We start from the raw sequence: 17668 nt of genomic DNA on the forward strand, positions 1-17668 counted from the left end.
GTGCCCCCAATGGGGTGCGTGCCAGTCGGGTTGGCTCCCGTGGGTACCCCACCTTTTTTTTTGTGTGTGTGGGGGAGAGAAGCTGCTCCGGCCAGGGGGGGGGGGGGGGGGGGAAACCCCCCCCCCCCCCCCCCCACCGCGGCGTTCGTGCCGCGTCAGCGCATGGCCGAGCTGCCCGGGAGGGTGAGTCCCAGCGACGCCGCGTACTTCGCCAGCACCAGCTTGCCCACGGCCGGGTAGGCGCCGAGCGCCTCGGCCGCGGCACAGCCCGCCTCCTCCGCGGCGGCGGCGGTCAGCCCGGCGGCGGTCTCCGGGCCGATGAGGTACGGCGCGAGCGCGAGCCGGCCGGAACCGGCCGAACGCAGCTGGTCGGCGACGCGGAGGACCGCGCCGTCCTCGTCCAGGGCCGCGGCCATCACCGGCACGGCCAGGCGCGCGGAGAGCAGCATGCCGGTGATGCCACCTGCCTGAGCCGCCTCCTCACCGCCGACCGTGGCCAGGATGATGCCGTCGGCCGCGGTCGCGACCGTGAACAGCCGGGCGCGGTCGGCGCGGGCCAGGCCCGCTTCCGACAGCCGGACGTGCAGGGCCTCGGCGAGCAGCGGGTGCGGCCCGAGGACATCGGTGAGCTCGGCGGCCGAGCCGCTGCTCATGACGGCCTGGCGTATCCGGCGCAGCAGCGCGTTGTCCGGGCCCGCGAGCAGCGGGACCACCACGGCGGAGGGGCCGTCGGTGGGGATGCTGGGCTCGGGCGGCAGCGGCGGGATCTCCTCGCCCGCGGCCTCGGCGGCGGCGATGGCCTCCGCGGTGGCCGCGGCGGCGGCCTTGGCAGCCTCGGTCGCCTGCCGGACGCGCTCGGCGCGGTCCTGCGCGGCCAGCGTCAGCACGCTCTCCAGCTGCGGGAACTCCTCGCCGTCGCCGTCCACGTAGCCGATGTGGGCGTCGAGGCCGGGCAGCTCGGAACGCGCGATGCTCACGACCTCCTCGGCCAGGCTCCGCGTGGCCGCGTCCGGGGTGCCCGGAACGGCCAGCACCAGCGGAGGCGCACCGAGGGGTGCGGCGGCGGGCTCCGGTCGGCGGTGCCGTCCGGGCTGGCGGGGACGCGGCATTCGTACAGGCAGGCCGGACGCGGGCCCAGTGGGGGAGCTCATGGCGCCGCATGTTAGTCGCTTCATGGGTTCGGCTGTTCGGGAGGGGGGCGACAGGGCGTTATCTGTCCCCTTTTGCCGAGCCGTGCTGTTCATCGATGAGCGCTGAGCGGTCGGGGATGTTCGCGTAACCACCAACCTGTCCGAATTGTGGATCTGAGTCTCCGCAGGTCGGACGCCCGGGGGTGCGGAGCGCCGCCGCGGGTACGGCATTCCGTGGTGCGCGCGGGCGGGGTCGACCCCCGGTCCGCGCACGGCGGTTCGGCGACCATCCGCGTAGGGCGCGTTCCGGCGATGGCGGACCCGCGGGGTGACGCGGCGAACGTCACCGCGCTGCGGGTGGGGCTCACCCCGGACCGCGTACGGCGGGTCCGCGTGCGGCTGTTCGAGGGTGGCGGGCCGTGGGCATGGTCTTCCGGCGGTGCCGGGGGCGAGGCCGTCCGTCCGGGCGTCCGCGAGAGGTGTCGCGCCTTACGCGCGGGCGCGGGCCCCTTATGGCTGCCGCGTCCGCGCGCGCCGGACCCTGTTCAGACGGTCGTGTCCACGACCGTCAGCAGGGCCGCGTCCCGCGGCAGTCGGAGGTCGTGTGTCGCCAGGGCCGCCGCCACGCAGAGCGCGCCGTCCAGGGGGTCGCCGGGCGCCTCGGTCAGCCGGGCCGCCGGGAGGCGTGTCGACAACTCCGCGCGCAGCGGGTCCAGCAGGGGCGCGCCCATGCGGAAGAGGCCGCCGGTGAGGGCGACTTCGGGGGAGGCCACGCGGGGGCAGACCGCCTCCGCCGCCTGCGCGATATGGCGGGCGGCGTCCCGCAGGATGCCGTGCGCGACCGGATCCGCCCCGGCCAGCCGGCCCACCTCGGGGGCGAACGAGGCCAGGACGGCGGGCCGGTCCGGGCGCGGATACAGCGCGCCCGGCAGCCGGGCCGCGGGCCCGAACAGCGCCTCCGCCCGGTCCAGCAGCGGCCGCGATCCGCCCTCACGGCCGTCGTGCGCACGCATCGCCGCCTCCAGGCCCGCGCGGCCGATCCACGCCCCGCCGCCGCAGTCGCCCAGCAGATGGCCCCAGCCGTCGGCCCGCCGCCAGCCGCCGGGGTGAGCCTGCGCGCCCCGGCCCACCGGCAGCGCGCCGAGCGCGATCATGCCGGTGCCCGCGGCGACCACCGCGCCGGGCCGCTGGCCGAGCGCCCCGGCGTACGCGGTCACCGCGTCGGCCGCCAGGGCCAGTCGGCGTACCCCGAACGCGTCGGTGAGCGCGTCCGGCAGGGCGGCGCGCAGATCCTCGCCGAGCGAGGCCATGCCTGCCGCTCCGACGCAGACCGCGTCCACTCGCCCTGCCCCGGCCTCGCGCACCAGCTCATGGGCGGCGGGCAGGACGCGGGCCAGCAGCCCGGCCGCGTCGATCCCGCGCTCGCCCACGGCGGCGGGAGTGGGCGAGGACCAGGTCAGCGGCTTCTCCGCGGAGCCGCCCGCCAGCCGGCCGACGCGCGCCACACCCACGCGTACGCCGGATCCCCCGGAGTCGATACCCAGCACACAGGGGCCGGTCACCGGCTCAGCCGAACCCTCGGGCGTCCTGCTTGAGCGCGGTGTCCACGGTCAGCGCGGTGGCCACCACCAGGCTCAGCAGCGGGTCGGGCAGCTGGCGGTGGATCTGGAGGACGTAGTTGTCCGCCGTGGTGAACATGGTCTTCGCCAGACCCTCCCAGGTCTTGGTGATCCTGGCGATCTCGGCGTCCGTGTGGTCGACGATGGCGAAGTTCCAGGCCCGCCAGTTCTCGGCCTTGATGGCGCCGATCTGCTGGCCGTTGACGTGGATACCAAAGTTGATCTTGCCGATGGCGTTCTGCTGGATGATCTCCCCGACCGGCTGTCCGTCCGGGCGCGTCACCAGCACCTTGGACTTGATGAACTTCGCGGGACGGGTGAGCACCAGGTGCGGCTGCCCGTTGGCGTCCCGGATCTCCAGCTTGTGGGTCATGAACTGGTCGAGGCTGGAGACGAAGCGCGCGACCTTCTTCAGCGTGCTCTGGCCGATCTGCACGACCGAGCCGATGGTGCGGCCGTGCTGGTCGAACACGCTGTACTCGTTGGTGAGCTCGATCAGCTTGGCCTTCTGGTTCACCACCAGCACCGGCTCGGTGAACAGGGTGCCGCCGCCGCTCCCGGCCGGTGCCACATGCGCCTGGTGCTGCACCTGGTGCTGGACCTTGGCCGGATTGGGGTGGGGCTGGGCCGCCTGCTGCGGGGGGACCTGACCCGGCTGCCCGGGGTGGGTGTGCTCGGTCCACTGGGCGCCGTCCCACCAGCGCAGCTGGTTCGGCGTGCCCTGCGGGTCGGCGTACCAGCCCGCAGGGGTGTTCGGATGTGTCGTCATGGCGGGCAGACTACCTGTCGGCCCCGTCACCGAGGCGGTCAGGGAAGGCGCCAGTCCACGGGTTGCGCTCCCTGCTGTACCAGGAGGTCGTTGGCGCGGCTGAACGGCCGTGAGCCGAAGAAGCCGCGGTCGGCCGACATGGGGGAGGGGTGGGCGGACTCCACCGCCGGAAGGGGACCCAGCAGCGGGCGCACCGCGCGGGCGTCCCGGCCCCACAGGATGGACACCAGCGGACGGCCGCGCCCGGCGAGGGCCCGGATGGCCTGCTCGGTGACCTCCTCCCAGCCCTTGCCGCGGTGGGCGGCGGGCCGGCGCGGCGCGGTGGTGAGCGCCTTGTTCAGCAGCAGCACGCCCTGCCCGGTCCAGGGCGTCAGGTCGCCGTTGGACGGGCGGGGCAGCCCGAGGTCGGTGTGCAGCTCCCGGAAGATGTTCTCCAGACTGCCGGGCAGCGGGCGCACCTCCGGCGCCACGGAGAAGCTCAGGCCCACCGCGTGGCCCGGCGTCGGATACGGGTCCTGACCGACGATCAGCACCTTCACCTCGTCGAAGGGCTGCTGGAAGGCGCGCAGGACATTGGCCCCCGCGGGGAGGTAGGTGCGGCCCGCCGCGATCTCAGCCCGCAGGAAGTCGCCCATCGCCGCGATGCGCTCTTCGACGGGCTCAAGTGCCTTGGCCCAGCCCGGTTCGACAATTTCGTTCAAGGGTCGCGCTGCCACCCGTGTCACTCTAGTGGCTCAGCCGGTGACCGTGTGCCGCCCGGTGGATCACTTCCGGCCGCGCCCCCGCCCGGTCAGCCGACGACGGCCGCCCGTACGCACAGCACGTCCGGCAGGTGCCGGGCGATCTGCCGCCAGCTCTCGCCCTCGTCGGCGCTGGCGTACACCTCGCCGTTGCGATTGCCGAAGTACACCCCGGCCGGGTCCGCGTCATCGGTGCGCAGCGCGTCCCGCAGCACCACCCCGTAGTGGTGCTCGCCGGGCAGCCCGGCGGACCGCTCGGTCCAGGACGCGCCCGCGTCGTCGGTGCGGTAGACCCGGCAGCGGTAGTCCGGTGGATAGCGGTCCCCGCCGTCGATCACCGGGAAGACGTAGGCCACCCCGCCGCGCCGCGGATGGGTGGCGATCGCGAAGCCGAAGTCGGCCGGGAGCCCCTTGCCGATCTCGGTCCAGTGCACCCCGCCGTCGTCGCTGCGGTAGACCCCGCCGTGGTTCTGGAGGTAGAGCCGGTCGGGGTCGACCGCGTCCCGGGCGATCTTGTGCACGCACTGGCCGAAGTCCGGATACGGATCGGGCAGGAACTCCGCCTTGAGCCCGTTGTTGGACGGCGCCCAGCTCGCCCCGCCGTCGGTGGTGCGGTACACCCCGCCCGAGGACACCGCGACCACGACCGTGTCCGCGTCCCGCGGATCGGTGACCACGGTGTGCACCGCCTGGCCGCCGTACCCCGCGCCCCACGACGGCCGCTGGGGGTGGTCCCACAGCGCCCGGACGAAGTCGAAGCTCTCGCCGCCGTCCGCGGAGCGGAACAGCGCGCCCGGCTCGGTGCCCGCCCACACCACCCCGGGCGCCGCGGGGCCCGCCGGATGCAGCTGCCACACCCGCTCCAGCGAGGTGTCGGTGCCCTCGGGGAAGCGCACCGCGGGCCGGGCGGGCTCGTGCCAGGTCCGCCCCAGGTCGTCGGAGCGGAAGACCGAGGGACCCCAGTGGGAGCTGTCGGCGCCGGCGAGCAGCCGGGGGCGGTCACGGCGGGTGTCGATACCGACGGAGTACACCGCCTGCATCGGGAAGTGCGGACCGGTGAACTCCCAGTCCACGCCGGAGGGTCCGCTCCGGCGGGCGAGGAACAGGCCCTTGCGGGTGCCGATGGCGAGCAGGACGTCGTCCATGACGGCTCACTCCTTGAGGTGCGGGGAGGTGCGGATGGCGGGACGCGGGGGATGTGTCCGTCATCCCTGAGTCTGCACCCCGCCACCGACATCGGCGCCTCAGGGGAGCCGGGATATCGCCGGGTGTCGCACCCGGAGGCCGTTGTACGAAAGGCATCGTAATTTGACGACTGTCGTAATACGATGAGCGCCGTACCAATGCGCGGCCGGCCGGCCGGGCGCGGACGAACTGGAGACGTTCATGAGTGCTGCCCTCTTCGAGCCCGTCACCCTGCGGTCGGTGACCATCCCCAACCGCGTCTGGATGGCGCCGATGTGCCAGTACAGCGCCGTGGAGAGCGGCGAGGACGCCGGAGTCCCGCACGACTGGCACTTCGCGCACTACGCCGCCCGCGCCACCGGCGGCACCGGCCTGATCCTCGTCGAGGCCACCGCGGTCTCCCCCGAGGGCCGGATCAGCCCCCATGACCTCGGCCTCTGGAACGACCGGCAGACCGAGGCGTTCGGCCGGATCGCCGGCTTCCTCAAGCGGCACGGCACGGTCCCCGGTATCCAGCTGGGCCACGCCGGGCGCAAGGCCGGCACCGACGCCCCCTGGCGCGGCGGCGCGCCGCTCGGACTGGACGAGGGCGGCTGGCGGCCGCTCGCCCCGAGCCCGGTCGCCTTCGGTGAGCGCCACCTGGTGCCCGACGAGCTCACCGAGGAGGGGGTCGCCGAGATCGCCGGGCAGTTCGCGGCCGCCGCGCGGCGCGCGCTGACCGCCGGCTTCGAGGTCATCGAGATCCACGGCGCCCACGGCTATCTGATCGGTGAGTTCCTCTCCCCGCACAGCAACCACCGCACCGACGCCTACGGCGGCTCCCTGGAGAACCGCGTCCGCTTCGCCCTCGAGGTCGTCGACGCGGTGCGCGCCGTCTGGCCGGAGGAGCTGCCGCTGCTCTTCCGCGTCTCGGCCACCGACTGGCTGGAGCGCGACGGCTGGACGCCGGACGACACCGTGGCGTTCGCCGCGCTGCTCAAGGAGCACGGTGTGGATCTGCTCGACGTCTCCAGCGGGGGGAACGCCACCGGGGTGCGCATTCCCGTCGGGCCCGGCTACCAGGTGCCGTTCGCCGCCCGGGTGCGCCGGGAGGCCGGGCTGCCGGTCGCCGCCGTCGGGCTGATCACCGACGCCGGACAGGCCGAGAAGATCGTCGCGGGTGGCGAGGCGGACGCCGTGCTGCTCGGCCGTGAGCTGCTGCGCAACCCCTCCTTCGCCCGCCAGGCCGCCCGGGAGCTGGGCGGCCAGGTGTATGCGCCCGAGCCCTACGGCTACGCGATCCACTGAGCGCGTCGCCGAGCGCGTCATGTCCCCAACGACGCCTGGCGGACCGGCCCATGGCCTGGAGCCCCTCGTCATACGGAAGGTGTCAAACTACGATGGGTTTCGTACCATAGGGGTGAACCGTCCAAGACGAGGAGCACCCGTGCCTACGCAGACCACCCCCCAGGCCCAGGCGGCCGGCCGCTCGTTGGAGCATCCGCGGCGCGCGGAGATCCATCTCGAGGGAGTGCTGCACGCGCTGGCCGACCCGATGCGGATGCGGGTGGTGCGGACGCTGGCGGAGGAGGCGGGCGAGGTGTCCTGCACGGTCCTCGACCTGCCCGTCAGCAAGTCCACCACCACCCACCACTGCCGGGTGCTGCGCGAGGCCGGGGTGATCTACCAGATCTACCGGGGCACGGCCAAGATGAACGCCCTGCGCCGGGAGGACCTAGACGCGCTGTTCCCCGGTCTGCTCGACAGTGTGCTGGCCGCCGCCGCCCTCGAGGACGGGCGCGTCGACGGCGGCCGGGACTGAACCGGGGGCCGTGGCCGAGCCGGGGGCGGCGGCCGGGTCCCGGTCCGGGGTCCGGCCGCCCGGCAGATGGTTGAAGAGCAGGTTGAGCACGATGGCCGTCACACAGCCCGCGCTGATCCCGCTGTTCATCACCGTCTGGAACCAGTCCGGGAACTCCTGGTAGACCCCCGGCACCCCGACCGGCAGCAGTCCGACGCCGACCGACACCGCCACCACCGTGAGGTTGTGGTTGTCCCGGAACTCCACCCCCGCGAGCGTCCGCAGTCCGCTCGCGGCGACCGTACCGAACATCACCAGTCCTGCTCCGCCCAGCACCGGGGCCGGGATCGCCGCCACGACCGCGCCCAGCTTCGGTGCGAGGCCCAGCACCACCAGCAGTCCGCCCGCGGCCGCCACCACCCACCGGCTGCGCACCCGGGTCATCCCCACCAGGCCCACGTTCTGCGCGAAGGCGGTGTACGGGAAGGTGTTGAAGACACCGCCGAGCACGGTCGCGGCGCCGTCCGCGCGCAACCCGTCCGCCAGCCGCCGGCCGTCCACCGGACGGTCGGTCATCTCGCCCACCGCGATGAAGTCACCGGTGGTCTCGGTCATCGTCACCAGGGCCACGATCAGCATCGACGCCACGGCCGCGGCCTCGAACGTCGGCGCGCCGAAGTGGAACGGGGTGGAGACGCCCACCCAGCCGGCGCCGCCCACCCCGGAGAAGTCGGTGAACCCCAGCGGTACGGAGAGCGCGGTCCCGCCCACGATGCCGACCAGCACCGCGACCCGGCCGAGGAAGCCGGGCCCGAACCGCTGGACGACGATCACCAGGGCCAGTACGGCACCGGCGAGGCCGAGGTTCTTCGGCTCTCCGAAGTCCGGGGCGCCCTGGCCGCCCGCCGCCCAGTTGCCCGCGACCGGCAGCAGCGAGAGCCCGATGACCAGGATCACCGTGCCGGTCACCAGCGGCGGGAAGAATCGCAGCAGCCGCCCGAAGACGGGTGCCAGCAGCATCATCGCCAGCCCGGACACGATCACCGAACCGTAGATCGCGGGCAGTCCACCGCCCTCGGTGCCGATGAGCACCATCGGGGTGACCGCGGCGAAGGTACAGCCCTGCATGATCGGCAGCCGGACGCCGAACCGCCACAGCCCCACGCACTGGAGCACGGTCGCGATCCCGCACAGCAGCAGATCGGCGTTGATGAGATAGGCCAGGTCGGTGGGGGAGAGCTTCATCGCGCCGCCGACGATCAGCGGTACCGCGACCGCCCCGGCGTACATGGCCAGCACATGCTGGAGGCCCAGGGCCGCGAGCCGGCCGGCCGGAGGTATCTCGTCCACGGGATGGCGTACGGGACGTACGGATGTCATGCCTGCTCCTTGCGCGGTACGGCGGGGGAGTGGGGACGGCCGGGCGGTCCGTTCCCGCGGCGGGGGGAACGGACCGGACGCAGAGGGATTCAACAGTCTGTTGATTTCAGGGCCGTTGCCGATCCGTGTCAACCCTTGCGGCAGGATCCGGGACAGCCGGAACCGGATCGCGTCATCGGGGACGGGATCCGGGGACCCGCCCCCGGGCAGGCCACGGCGCAGGTCGCGGCGCCGGTCACGGCCCTCACCGGTCCGGTCGCGCCGCCGGGGTCAGTCCCGCCGGTGCGCCGCGCCCAGCAGCCCCGTCCAGTCCGGGATCTTCACCGTCGGACGCCCCAGCGTCTGTCCGAGCGCGGCCTCCGCCGCCTCGATCCGCAGCCACCCCGGCCACCGCACCGGCTCCAGGCCGGCCGCGCGCAGCTCCCGCAGCGGATCGTCGGCCACCGGACGGGCCGTCAGCGCCTCGGCATCGGCCAGCAGCGCGGCCACCGTCTCCTTGGCGCAGGGGCGGTTGGTGCCGATCACCCCGGTCGGCCCCCGCTTGATCCACCCCGCCACGTACTCACCGGGCGAGGGCATCCCGTCGCGCAGCACCCGGCCCGCCGCGTTGGGCACCGTGCCCCGGTCGGCGTCGAAAGGCAGCCCGGGCAGCGCCACGCCCCGGTAGCCCACCGACCGCAGCACCAGTTGCGCCTCGATGTCCTCGAACACCCCGGTGCCCGCGACCCCGCCGCCCCCGTCCGGGGCGGTCCGCTCGAAGCGCACGGCGTGCACCGCGTGCTCACCCAGCAGCGCCACCGGCCGCAGGAAGAACCGCAGATGGATCCGGCGTGGCCGGCCCAGCGGCTCGCGCCCCGCCCAGCCGCGCAGCACCTCGACATTGCGCCGACCCTGGCCGGGCAGCTCCGACGGATCGCCGTACGCCGGGTCGAGCGCCAGCTCCCCGGGGCGCACCAGGACCTCGGCGCCGGTGAGGGCGCCCAGCTCCCGCAGTTCCTTGGTGGTGAACTTCGCCTGTGACGGACCGCGTCTGCCGACCATGTGCACATCGGTCACCCGGCTGTCGGCGAGCGCCCCGAGCGCGGCGTGCGGCACATCGGTGGGGCGCAGCTCCTCCGCTCCGCGGGCCAGGATCCGCGCCACGTCCACCGCCACGTTGCCGACCCCGATCACCACCGCGGAGCGGGCGCCGAGCGCGAAGGCGTCACCCGGTCCGAAGGCGTCGCCGGACGCGTCCGGATGGGCGCTGTACCAGGAGACGAAGTCGGTGGCGGAGGCGCTGCCCGGCAGGTCCTCACCGGGGACGCCGAGCCGCCGGTCGGCCGCCGCCCCGACGCAGTAGACCACCGCGTGGTAGGCGCCGAGCAGCCGCTCGGGTGTCAGCGGCGGCGGCCCGACCGGCACATGGCCGAGAAAGCGCACCCGGGGGTGTTCCAGCACCGCGCGCAGGGTGTTCTGGAGCGACTTGATCTTCTCGTGGTCCGGGGCCACGCCGTAGCGCACCAGACCGTACGGGCACGGCAGCCGGTCCAGCACATCCACCGTCACCTCGGGGACGGCTCGCTGCTCGACCAGTGCCTGGGCCGTGTACACCCCGCTCGGCCCGGATCCGACGACCGCGACACGCAGCACGGAGGAGCTCCTTCCGGAGGATGTCTCCAGCATCGCACCGGGGGGCGCCCGGTGTGAGGTACCCGTGCGCCGTTGTGACCGGCACGGGTGACGGGGCACCGCCGGGCGGCGCCGTCCGCCGGCAAGCGGTTACGCCAGCCGCCGCATCCGCCGGATCTCGCTGCTCTGCTGGGCGATCACATCGCCCGCCATCTCCTCCACCCGCACGTTGTTGCCCTTGGCGAGGACGTCCGTCGCCATGCTGACCGCGCCCCGGTGATGGGCGATCATCAGCCTGAGGAAGAGCCGGTCGAAGGCGGCGCCCTTCGCGGCGCGCAGCGCGTCCAGCTGTTCCGGGGTGGCCATCCCGGGCATCGCGCCGTGTTCCCCGTGTTCCGCGTGTTCTCCGGGCCGTCCGCCGCCCTCGGTCTTCAGCCAGCCCTTCATCGCGTCGATCTCCGGCCCCTGACCGGAGGCGATGCGCTCCGCGAGCCGTCTGAGCCGGTCCGAACCGGCCCGGTCGGGCGCCAGGGCGGTCATCACCAGCGCCTGCCGGTGGTGCTCGATCATCATGCGGACATAGGACCGGTCCGCCGCGTTGGGGGAGTCGTCGTCCCGCGCCGCCGCGGCTTCGTCGGAGTTCAGGGTCCGGGCCGACTCACCGGGCGCGCCCGGTGCGATGACCGCCGGGCCGCCGTCCTTCTCCCGGCCCGCGTCGGACCTCCCCCCGCCCTGTCCATCGCATCCGGTGAGGGTGAGCGCCAGGGCGGTGGCCGCCGCGAGGGTGAAGGACGCGATGCGGAGCGACGTACGGCGGTGCGACACGTGGCCTCCCGGGGCGTGGGAATTCTCTTGAGACGATTATGTAGCTCCCTGTTGTGGTGTACATGGAAAGCGCCATACTGCCCTCGTCCGCGAACCGTTCAACCCCGAACGGGGACACCGGACATGGGAGGACGCAGTGAAGCCGTGGGACAGATCCCCGCATCGGCGCAGATACCTCGGAGCGGCCTTCGCGGCCATCGGCCTGGTGGCCTCGTTGCTGATGGCCGGACCGGCGGCGGCGACCCCCGACCCCGGTGACGGTCCGCGCGCCGAGCGGGTGACGAAGGGTCAGGCCGCCGGCACCCGGGCGGCCATCGAGAACGGCGAGATCCCCGGGGTGGACGAGGTCGTCCACAGCGACAACGTCAGCCACCTCACCAACATCCCCAAACAGGACCTCAAGGGCACCAACTCCGATCTGGCCTTCCAGGGGCACTACGCCTTCGCGGGCAACTACGACGGTTTCGTCATCTACGACATCAGCCGTCCGAAGAGCCCGAAGATCGTCAGCCAGGTGCTCTGCCCCGGTTCGCAGAACGACGTCTCGGTCTCCGGCGATCTGCTCTTCCTGTCGACCGACTCCTCGCGCAGCGACAACTCCTGCACCAGCACCACCCAGCCCGCGACCGAGAAGTCCTCCTGGGAGGGCATGAAGGTCTTCGACATCAGCGACAAGCGGAACCCCAGGTATGTGGCCGCGGTGGAGACCGCCTGCGGTTCGCACACCCACACGCTGGTGCCCGAGCGGCGTGACGTCTACGTCTACGTCTCCTCCTACTCGCCCAGCGCGACGTTCCCCGACTGCCAGCCGCCGCATGACGGCATCTCCGTGATCAAGGTGCCGCGCAAGGCGCCCGAGAAGGCCGCGGTGGTGGACTTCCCCGTGCTCTTCCCGGACGGCGGCAACCCCGGCGGCCCCACCAACCCCGGTGTCTCCCAGACCACCGGCTGCCATGACCTCACCACCTTCCCCGACCTGGAGCTGGCGGCGGGCGCGTGCATGGGTGACGGCGTCCTCCTGGACATCTCCGACCCGGCGAAGCCCCGGGTGATCGACCGGGTCGAGGACAACGTCAACTTCGCCTTCTGGCACTCCGCGACGTTCAACGAACGCGGCACCAAGGTGGTGTTCACCGATGAGCTGGGCGGTGGCGGCGCCGCCACCTGCAACGACCGGGTCGGCCCCGACCGCGGTGCCGACGGCATCTACGACATCACCGGCAAGGGCGACAGGCGCAAGCTGGTCTTCCGCGCCTACTACAAGATCCCGCGCCACCAGGCCGACACCGAGAACTGCGTGGCCCACAACGGCTCGCTGATCCCGGCGAAGGGCCGCGACATCATGGTCCAGGCGTGGTACCAGGGCGGTGTGTCCATCTGGGACTTCACCGACTCCACCCGCCCCAGGGAGATCGGCTACTTCGAGCGCGGTCCGCTCTCCGCCGACACCCTCACCGGCGGCGGCGCCTGGTCCGCGTACTACTACAACGGCTACGTCTACTCCAACGACATCGCCAAGGGCCTCGACGTCCTCAGGATCGACGACCGGCGAACCGACAGTGCCCGCAAGGTCCGGCTGTCCGAGCTCAATGTGCAGACCCAGCCCGACTACCGCTGACGGTCCGCCCCGGACCTCAGACCGGCCCGCCGGGCGATTCCCCGCCCGGCGGGCGCCCCAGCTCCCAGTCCAGTCCGTAGCGGTGGAACAGCTCGGCCCGCAGCTTCTCCGGGGGCATCGGCGCGCCCGGCAGCAGCACCGCCACCACCGCGCCCATCAGCAGCGCGCGCAGCAGCTGGTAGTCGCTGTCGGGGTCCGCGGAGCCGTAGCGCACCACCACGTCCCGCAACAGCCCCGCCAGCCGCTGCTGTTCGGGGCACTGGATGAACCCCTCGGCCGCGAGTATCCCCGCCATATGCGTCCGCATCAGCCGCGGCCGGTCCCGGGCGAGGCCCAGGATCGTGTCGATCGCCCGTGCCAGCAGCTCCCGCCCGGCTCTCTCGCCCCCGGGGACCGGTTCGCGCTCCAGCGCCGCGGCCAGCTCGGTGTGCATCAGCCGGTGCACGGCGGTCTGGAACAGCTGCCGCTTACCGGGGAAGTAGTACGAGACCAGCCCCCGCGCCGCCCCGGCGCGGTCGGCGATATCGCCGAGTGTCGTCGCCTCGTACCCGCGCTCGCCGACCAGGTCCACCGTCGCCTCCAGCAGACGGGCCTGGGAACGGCGGCGCAACTCCTCATTGACCGATGCGCTGCGGGGGGACATGCTTACTCCTGCGTTGGCTGGCTCGGAGCCAATATACTCAGAGCGGCACCCGGCTGTCCGCCGATCATAGGGGGACGGCTCACTGTCTCCGCCGGTTCGGGCGACGCGGGGGATCGTCCGAACCGGCGGCTCGCGCTCCCGGCGCGGTGTGCCGTTCAGCCGGGCCCGGCGCGGTCCGGGAACAGCTCCAGCACCCCTCGCAGACCGTCCGGACGACGCTCCACCGGGAGATGGTCCACCAGCCGCACCCGGCAGCCCACGGCCGCCGCGCCGGCGTCCGCCCGCCGGTCGTCGCCCACCATCACCGTCTCGTGCGGGGGCAGCGACAGGGCGTCGCACGCCGCCAGGAACAGCTGTGGGTCGGGCTTCTGCACGCCGTGTTCATAGGAGAGCGTGTACGCGTCGACCAGCGGGTCCAGACCGTGCGCCCGGAAGACCGGGCGCAGGTCCCAGCCGATGTTGCTGACCACCGCGATCCGCGCGCCGCGCCGCCGCAGCTCGCGCAGGACCGCGGTGGCGTCGGGATACGGCCGCCAGGCGGCGGGCTGCTGATGGCGGGTGTAGAGGGCGTCGTACAACTCCGGGTGGGGGAGCGGCACCTGTCGCGCCAGCCCCGTGTACGCGGCCCGGTGCAGCTCCGCGGTACGGTCCCGGGCGGCCCATACCCCGGCCAGCTCCTCCGGCACCGCCCCGGCGGGTGCGCCGCCGGGCAGCGCCCCGGCCTCCTCCAGGGCCCGCGCGCGGCGCGTCAGCTCCTCCCCGGCCAGAGCCGCGCCGGTCTCCTCGACCGCCGCCCGCAGCCAGGACTCCGCGGACTCGATCCGGAACAGCGTCCCCGAGAAGTCGAACAGCGCGCCCCGCGCCACTCCGCCGCGGCCGTCACCGCTCGTCGGTTCCCTCACGCTTCCCCCGTCGTCTCGTTCCGGGCCCAGGCCCCGGCTAGTCCGGTATGTCCAGCGCGTCGGTCCGGTCGCCGGGTGTGCGGTCCGCGGCGCTGGGGAGCGCGAGGAGGTGGTCCAGCGTTCCGGTGAGGTCCAGCAGGCGGTCGAGGGCGGGCGGCCGGTGGTCGAGGTGGAGGCGCGCGCCGACACCGCCGGTGAAGCGGCGGGTCTGGAGCAGTGCCGAGAGGCCCATCGAGTCGCACATGCCCAACTCGGCCAGGTTCAGGTGCAGATGGCGCAGCCGGGGATGGTGCGCGAGGGCGTCGCTGACCTCCAGGAGGAGGTCCTCGACGGTGTCGTACTCCAGGTCGCCGACCACGGTGATGTGCACGGTGCCCGGCGCGGGAGAAGAGGTGAGCAGGTGGAGGGGACCGAGGTCGGGGTGGGTCATACGGGTTTTCCCTGGCCGGTGCCGTCTGCGGCGATCTTTTCGGTGAGGGCTCGGTGTCCGTGGGCGAGCAGGTCGCGGGTACGGGGGAAGTCCCGCAGCTGTTCCTCGAGGAGGTCGAGACTGGGCAGCAGCGAGGCGGCGGGCACCCCGCGGGCGGTGAGGATGTCGGCGGTCCAGGCGAGGAATCCGGTGAAGAGGCCGACATCGTCCACGTAGAGGGCGGCGCACAGGAAGTCGACGATATGGGCGAGGTCTTCGGCGGTGCGCTCGCGCTGCTCCTCGTCGTAGGCGGCCATCGCCGGGAACCGCTCGGCCAGTTCACTGAAGGTGTGGCGCACCAGCTGCCGCGCGCAGCGCTTGACCAGTGTGTACTCCTGGTCGCTCAGATGCGGGAGGTCGTCCGTCACCTGATGGGCCGCACCCGGCGCGGCCAGGCCCGCCGAGAGCAGATCGGCGGCGGACCGGGCGTCCGGTGCCCACCCCTGGACACCCAGCCGCCCGGCGTACCGCCCGCCCGGTCCGAACGCGGCGCCGCCGACGATGACGGACGCCCCCACGGCCTGGCAGGCGGTGATGGCCGCGTGCGCGGTGGGCAGCCGGGTGGGCAGCGAGCCGGAGAGTGCCACCACATCCGCGCCGGTGCGGTGCAGATGGGTGATCAGGTGCGGGGACGGCACCTGGGCGCCGAGGTAGTCGACGTGCCAGCCGCGCAGCCGCAGCACCTCGGCCAGCAACCGTGCGGGCAGGGAGTGCCATTCGCCGTCCACACAGGCCACCGTCACCCGACCGTGCGCCCGGTCGGGGACGCGGTGCGGCGGGAGGGAGGCGATGGCGCGGTCGTTGATGGCGGTCGCGGCGTGCTCGTCGGCCACCGACATCCGGTTGGCCGCCCACTCCACCCCGACCCGGTGCTGCACCGCGCCGATCACGTCCAGCAGGACCGTCTCGGTGTCCAGACCGGAGGCGAGCGCGGCGCGGACGGTGTCCAGGGCGGCGTACTCGTCGCCGGACGCGCCGGCCGACCACAGCTTCTCCACCCAGGGCCCGGTCTCCTCCGTGCGCTCCGGCGGCACCCCGCCGGCCCGGGCTCCGGGCATGAACGGGACGGACCGGCGGTCGGCGGGCCGCTCGGGGGAGGGCGGGTTCGCGGTGGGGGCCGTCATGCGGTGTACCTGCCCGACGTGGTGCCGTCCACCGCCGTCAGATGCGCGCCGCGCGGAGCGGTGATCGCTATCAGGGCCGTATCGTCGTGCTTGCCCTCGCCCACCCACTGGGCGGCGAGCATCTGCACCCGCTCCACCACCGCCTCGGCGGGCATCCCGGCGCACTCTCCGAGCGCCCGCTTCAGCCGGGCCACCCCGAAGAGCTCATCGCCCATCGGCCCGCCCCTGGCCTCGGGAATGCCGTCGGTGAACAGCAGACATGTCTCACCCGGGGCCAGCGTGGTGTGCGCGGTGGCCGACTGCACCTCGGGCAGCACCCCGACCAGGGAACCGGAGGTCTGCGCCTCCTCCACACCGCCGTCCCGGCGCACGATCAGCGGCGCCGGATGACCGGCGCTGGTGAGCTGCAGACAGACATGCGGGCCGATCCGCGCGATCGAGGCCAGCACCAGGGTGGCGAACCGGGTGTGGTCGGAGGTGACCAGCGCCCGGTTGAGCATCGACAGCATCCGGTGGTGGTCGTCGGCCATGGGCAGCAGCGCGTGCAGGGTGTTGCGGATCTTGCCCGTGATGACCGCGGCCTCGAGTCCCTTGCCGCAGACGTCCCCCAGCGCCACCAGCGCGCGGGTCGCGGTACCGGCGCCCTCGGTGAGATGGATGTCGTAGAAGTCGCCGCCGACCCGGGCGGAGTCCCCCGCGGGGCGGTATCCCGAGGCGAGTTCCACCCCCTCGATCTGGCGCAGCCGCGGCGGCAGCAGCTCGCGCATCAGCACATCGGTGATCGACGCCTGCTCCGCGTAGAGCCGGGCCGCCGACATGGCCGCGCCCACCCGCGCGGCGAACAGCGCGGCGAACTCCTCCTCGCTCTCGCTGAACCCCGCGTGGTTGCTGGTGCGCAGCAGCACCAGCGCGCCCGCCGGAACGCCGTGCCCCGGCAGCGGGGTGATGGCCACCGAGCCGACCCCGCTGAAACCTTTGGGCATCAGCCACTCGGGCGCCGAGCCGGGGTCTATCCAGCGGGAGGGCACCGGCGGGAATCCGCGCAGCGCCTCCTCCAGCCCGGGGACCCGCTCCGGGTCCACGGCGATCGCGCGGCGCTCGACCGGCCCGCCGCGGGCGCACAGCGCCATCGGCAGCCGGCGCCCGGCCGCGGGGGCGACGACCACGGCCGCGTCCGCCAGGTGCTTCGCGGCCAGCCGCGCCGCCACCTCCATGCACCGTTCCGGATTGAGGGTGGACAGCAGCGCGTTGGACGCCTCGATGAGGAACTGGGCCCGCTCGCGCTCCACCGCCAACTCGTCGACGGCGAGCCGGTATTCGGTGTCGTCCACCAGCCACCAGGCGGTGGAGCCGTCCTCCAGAGCGGTGGGGTGGGCGGCGAACAGACGCTCCCCGATCCGGCCGCGCACCTCGGCGCCGTCCACGGGCTCGGCGAGCCACGGGGGGACGGCCCCGGCCGCCACCGCGCCGGACCGCAGGTCCGGCAGCACGGCGGACGCCGCGGCGTTGTGCCGGGTGACGCGGCCCTCCACGTCGATGACCAGCATCGGGTACGGCGCGGCGGACGCCGCCGCGTCCACCTCGGCGCCCGGTGCGATGTCTTCCGGGTGGGATCGGTTGGCTGCCACGTTCACCCTCGCGGGGTCCTCACCTCTTCGTGTCGTGCCGGACGTCTTCTGTGCCGTCCCGGACGGTGCTCGCCGGCGGCGGTGACCGCCGTCGGCGGTGCGCGTGCCGGGGCGGATGGTTCCTCGGAGCAACCATCCCTCACCGACGTCGCACGACGCAATGCGCGGTGTCCCCGGTGCGCCGGGACGCCGTCACTGCCATGAAACGGCGGGTCCGCGCGGTCCGGAAGCCGATGTGCTCGGAT

Annotated in this window: 16 protein-coding genes; 3 read left to right on the plus strand and 13 right to left on the minus strand. The window is 73.4% G+C overall.

The window, feature by feature from the left end:
* Window positions 1–155: 155 nt before the first annotated feature.
* From AC07FT_RS35675 to AC07FT_RS35695, 5 genes are all read right to left on the minus strand, one after another.
* A complete protein-coding gene (locus tag AC07FT_RS35675) occupies window positions 156–1151 on the minus strand; it encodes a sirohydrochlorin chelatase family protein (RefSeq protein ID WP_479180305.1) in 996 nt (331 codons plus the stop codon).
* 524 nt (window positions 1152–1675) lie between these two features.
* On the minus strand, window positions 1676–2692 hold the full coding sequence (locus AC07FT_RS35680; RefSeq protein WP_479180307.1) for an N-acetylglucosamine kinase: 1017 nt from the start codon (window positions 2690–2692) through the stop codon (window positions 1676–1678).
* Window positions 2693–2696: 4 nt separating this feature from the next.
* The gene (locus AC07FT_RS35685; protein WP_479180308.1) at window positions 2697–3518 is read right to left on the minus strand and encodes an LURP-one-related family protein; all 822 of its coding nucleotides are present in this window, start codon (window positions 3516–3518) and stop codon (window positions 2697–2699) included.
* A gap of 38 nt (window positions 3519–3556) precedes the next feature.
* On the minus strand, window positions 3557–4234 hold the full coding sequence (locus tag AC07FT_RS35690) for a uracil-DNA glycosylase (RefSeq protein ID WP_254741822.1): 678 nt from the start codon (window positions 4232–4234) through the stop codon (window positions 3557–3559).
* 74 nt (window positions 4235–4308) lie between these two features.
* Window positions 4309–5403, minus strand: coding sequence for a WD40/YVTN/BNR-like repeat-containing protein (locus AC07FT_RS35695; RefSeq protein ID WP_471206535.1), 1095 nt, complete (start codon window positions 5401–5403; stop codon window positions 4309–4311).
* Between the two features lie 241 nt (window positions 5404–5644).
* Here AC07FT_RS35695 and AC07FT_RS35700 point away from each other — a divergent pair, with 241 nt between their 5' ends.
* Entirely contained in the window at window positions 5645–6730 is a 1086-nt protein-coding gene (locus tag AC07FT_RS35700; protein WP_479180311.1) for an NADH:flavin oxidoreductase/NADH oxidase, read from the plus strand.
* 139 nt (window positions 6731–6869) lie between these two features.
* Window positions 6870–7244: an ArsR/SmtB family transcription factor gene (locus AC07FT_RS35705; RefSeq protein WP_479180312.1), complete on the plus strand. Its 375-nt coding sequence runs from the start codon at window positions 6870–6872 to the stop codon at window positions 7242–7244.
* Here AC07FT_RS35705 and AC07FT_RS35710 read toward each other — a convergent pair.
* From AC07FT_RS35710 to AC07FT_RS35720, 3 genes are all read right to left on the minus strand, one after another.
* Window positions 7158–8603, minus strand: a complete 1446-nt coding sequence (locus tag AC07FT_RS35710; protein WP_479180313.1) for a nucleobase:cation symporter-2 family protein — start codon at window positions 8601–8603, stop codon at window positions 7158–7160. The two genes, AC07FT_RS35705 and AC07FT_RS35710, sit on opposite strands and share 87 nt — an antisense overlap.
* A gap of 270 nt (window positions 8604–8873) precedes the next feature.
* On the minus strand, window positions 8874–10235 hold the full coding sequence (locus AC07FT_RS35715) for an FAD-dependent oxidoreductase (protein WP_479180315.1): 1362 nt from the start codon (window positions 10233–10235) through the stop codon (window positions 8874–8876).
* A 129-nt stretch (window positions 10236–10364) separates the two neighbouring features.
* Window positions 10365–11039: a DUF305 domain-containing protein gene (locus AC07FT_RS35720; RefSeq protein ID WP_479180316.1), complete on the minus strand. Its 675-nt coding sequence runs from the start codon at window positions 11037–11039 to the stop codon at window positions 10365–10367.
* A 220-nt stretch (window positions 11040–11259) separates the two neighbouring features.
* Here AC07FT_RS35720 and AC07FT_RS35725 point away from each other — a divergent pair, with 220 nt between their 5' ends.
* A complete protein-coding gene (locus tag AC07FT_RS35725; protein ID WP_479180333.1) occupies window positions 11260–12657 on the plus strand; it encodes an LVIVD repeat-containing protein in 1398 nt (465 codons plus the stop codon).
* Between the two features lie 16 nt (window positions 12658–12673).
* Here AC07FT_RS35725 and AC07FT_RS35730 read toward each other — a convergent pair whose 3' ends face one another.
* The 5 genes from AC07FT_RS35730 to AC07FT_RS35750 form a co-directional block, all read right to left on the minus strand.
* Window positions 12674–13300, minus strand: coding sequence for a TetR/AcrR family transcriptional regulator (locus AC07FT_RS35730; protein ID WP_479180318.1), 627 nt, complete (start codon window positions 13298–13300; stop codon window positions 12674–12676).
* Between the two features lie 155 nt (window positions 13301–13455).
* Window positions 13456–14202, minus strand: a complete 747-nt coding sequence (locus AC07FT_RS35735; protein WP_479180319.1) for an HAD family hydrolase — start codon at window positions 14200–14202, stop codon at window positions 13456–13458.
* A gap of 37 nt (window positions 14203–14239) precedes the next feature.
* Window positions 14240–14632, minus strand: a complete 393-nt coding sequence (locus AC07FT_RS35740) for an STAS domain-containing protein (protein WP_479180320.1) — start codon at window positions 14630–14632, stop codon at window positions 14240–14242.
* Window positions 14629–15729 carry a cobalamin B12-binding domain-containing protein gene (locus AC07FT_RS35745; RefSeq protein ID WP_479180334.1) on the minus strand — a complete coding sequence of 367 codons (1101 nt, stop codon included), beginning with the start codon at window positions 15727–15729 and terminating at the stop codon, window positions 14629–14631. The genes AC07FT_RS35740 and AC07FT_RS35745 overlap by 4 nt, the downstream gene beginning before the upstream one ends.
* Window positions 15730–15791: 62 nt before the next feature.
* Complete coding sequence (locus tag AC07FT_RS35750; RefSeq protein ID WP_479180335.1) at window positions 15792–17342, minus strand: PP2C family protein-serine/threonine phosphatase; 1551 nt, start codon at window positions 17340–17342, stop codon at window positions 15792–15794.
* Window positions 17343–17668: the final 326 nt, after the last annotated feature.

Source organism: Streptomyces sp. NPDC045899 (genome assembly GCF_056431485.1).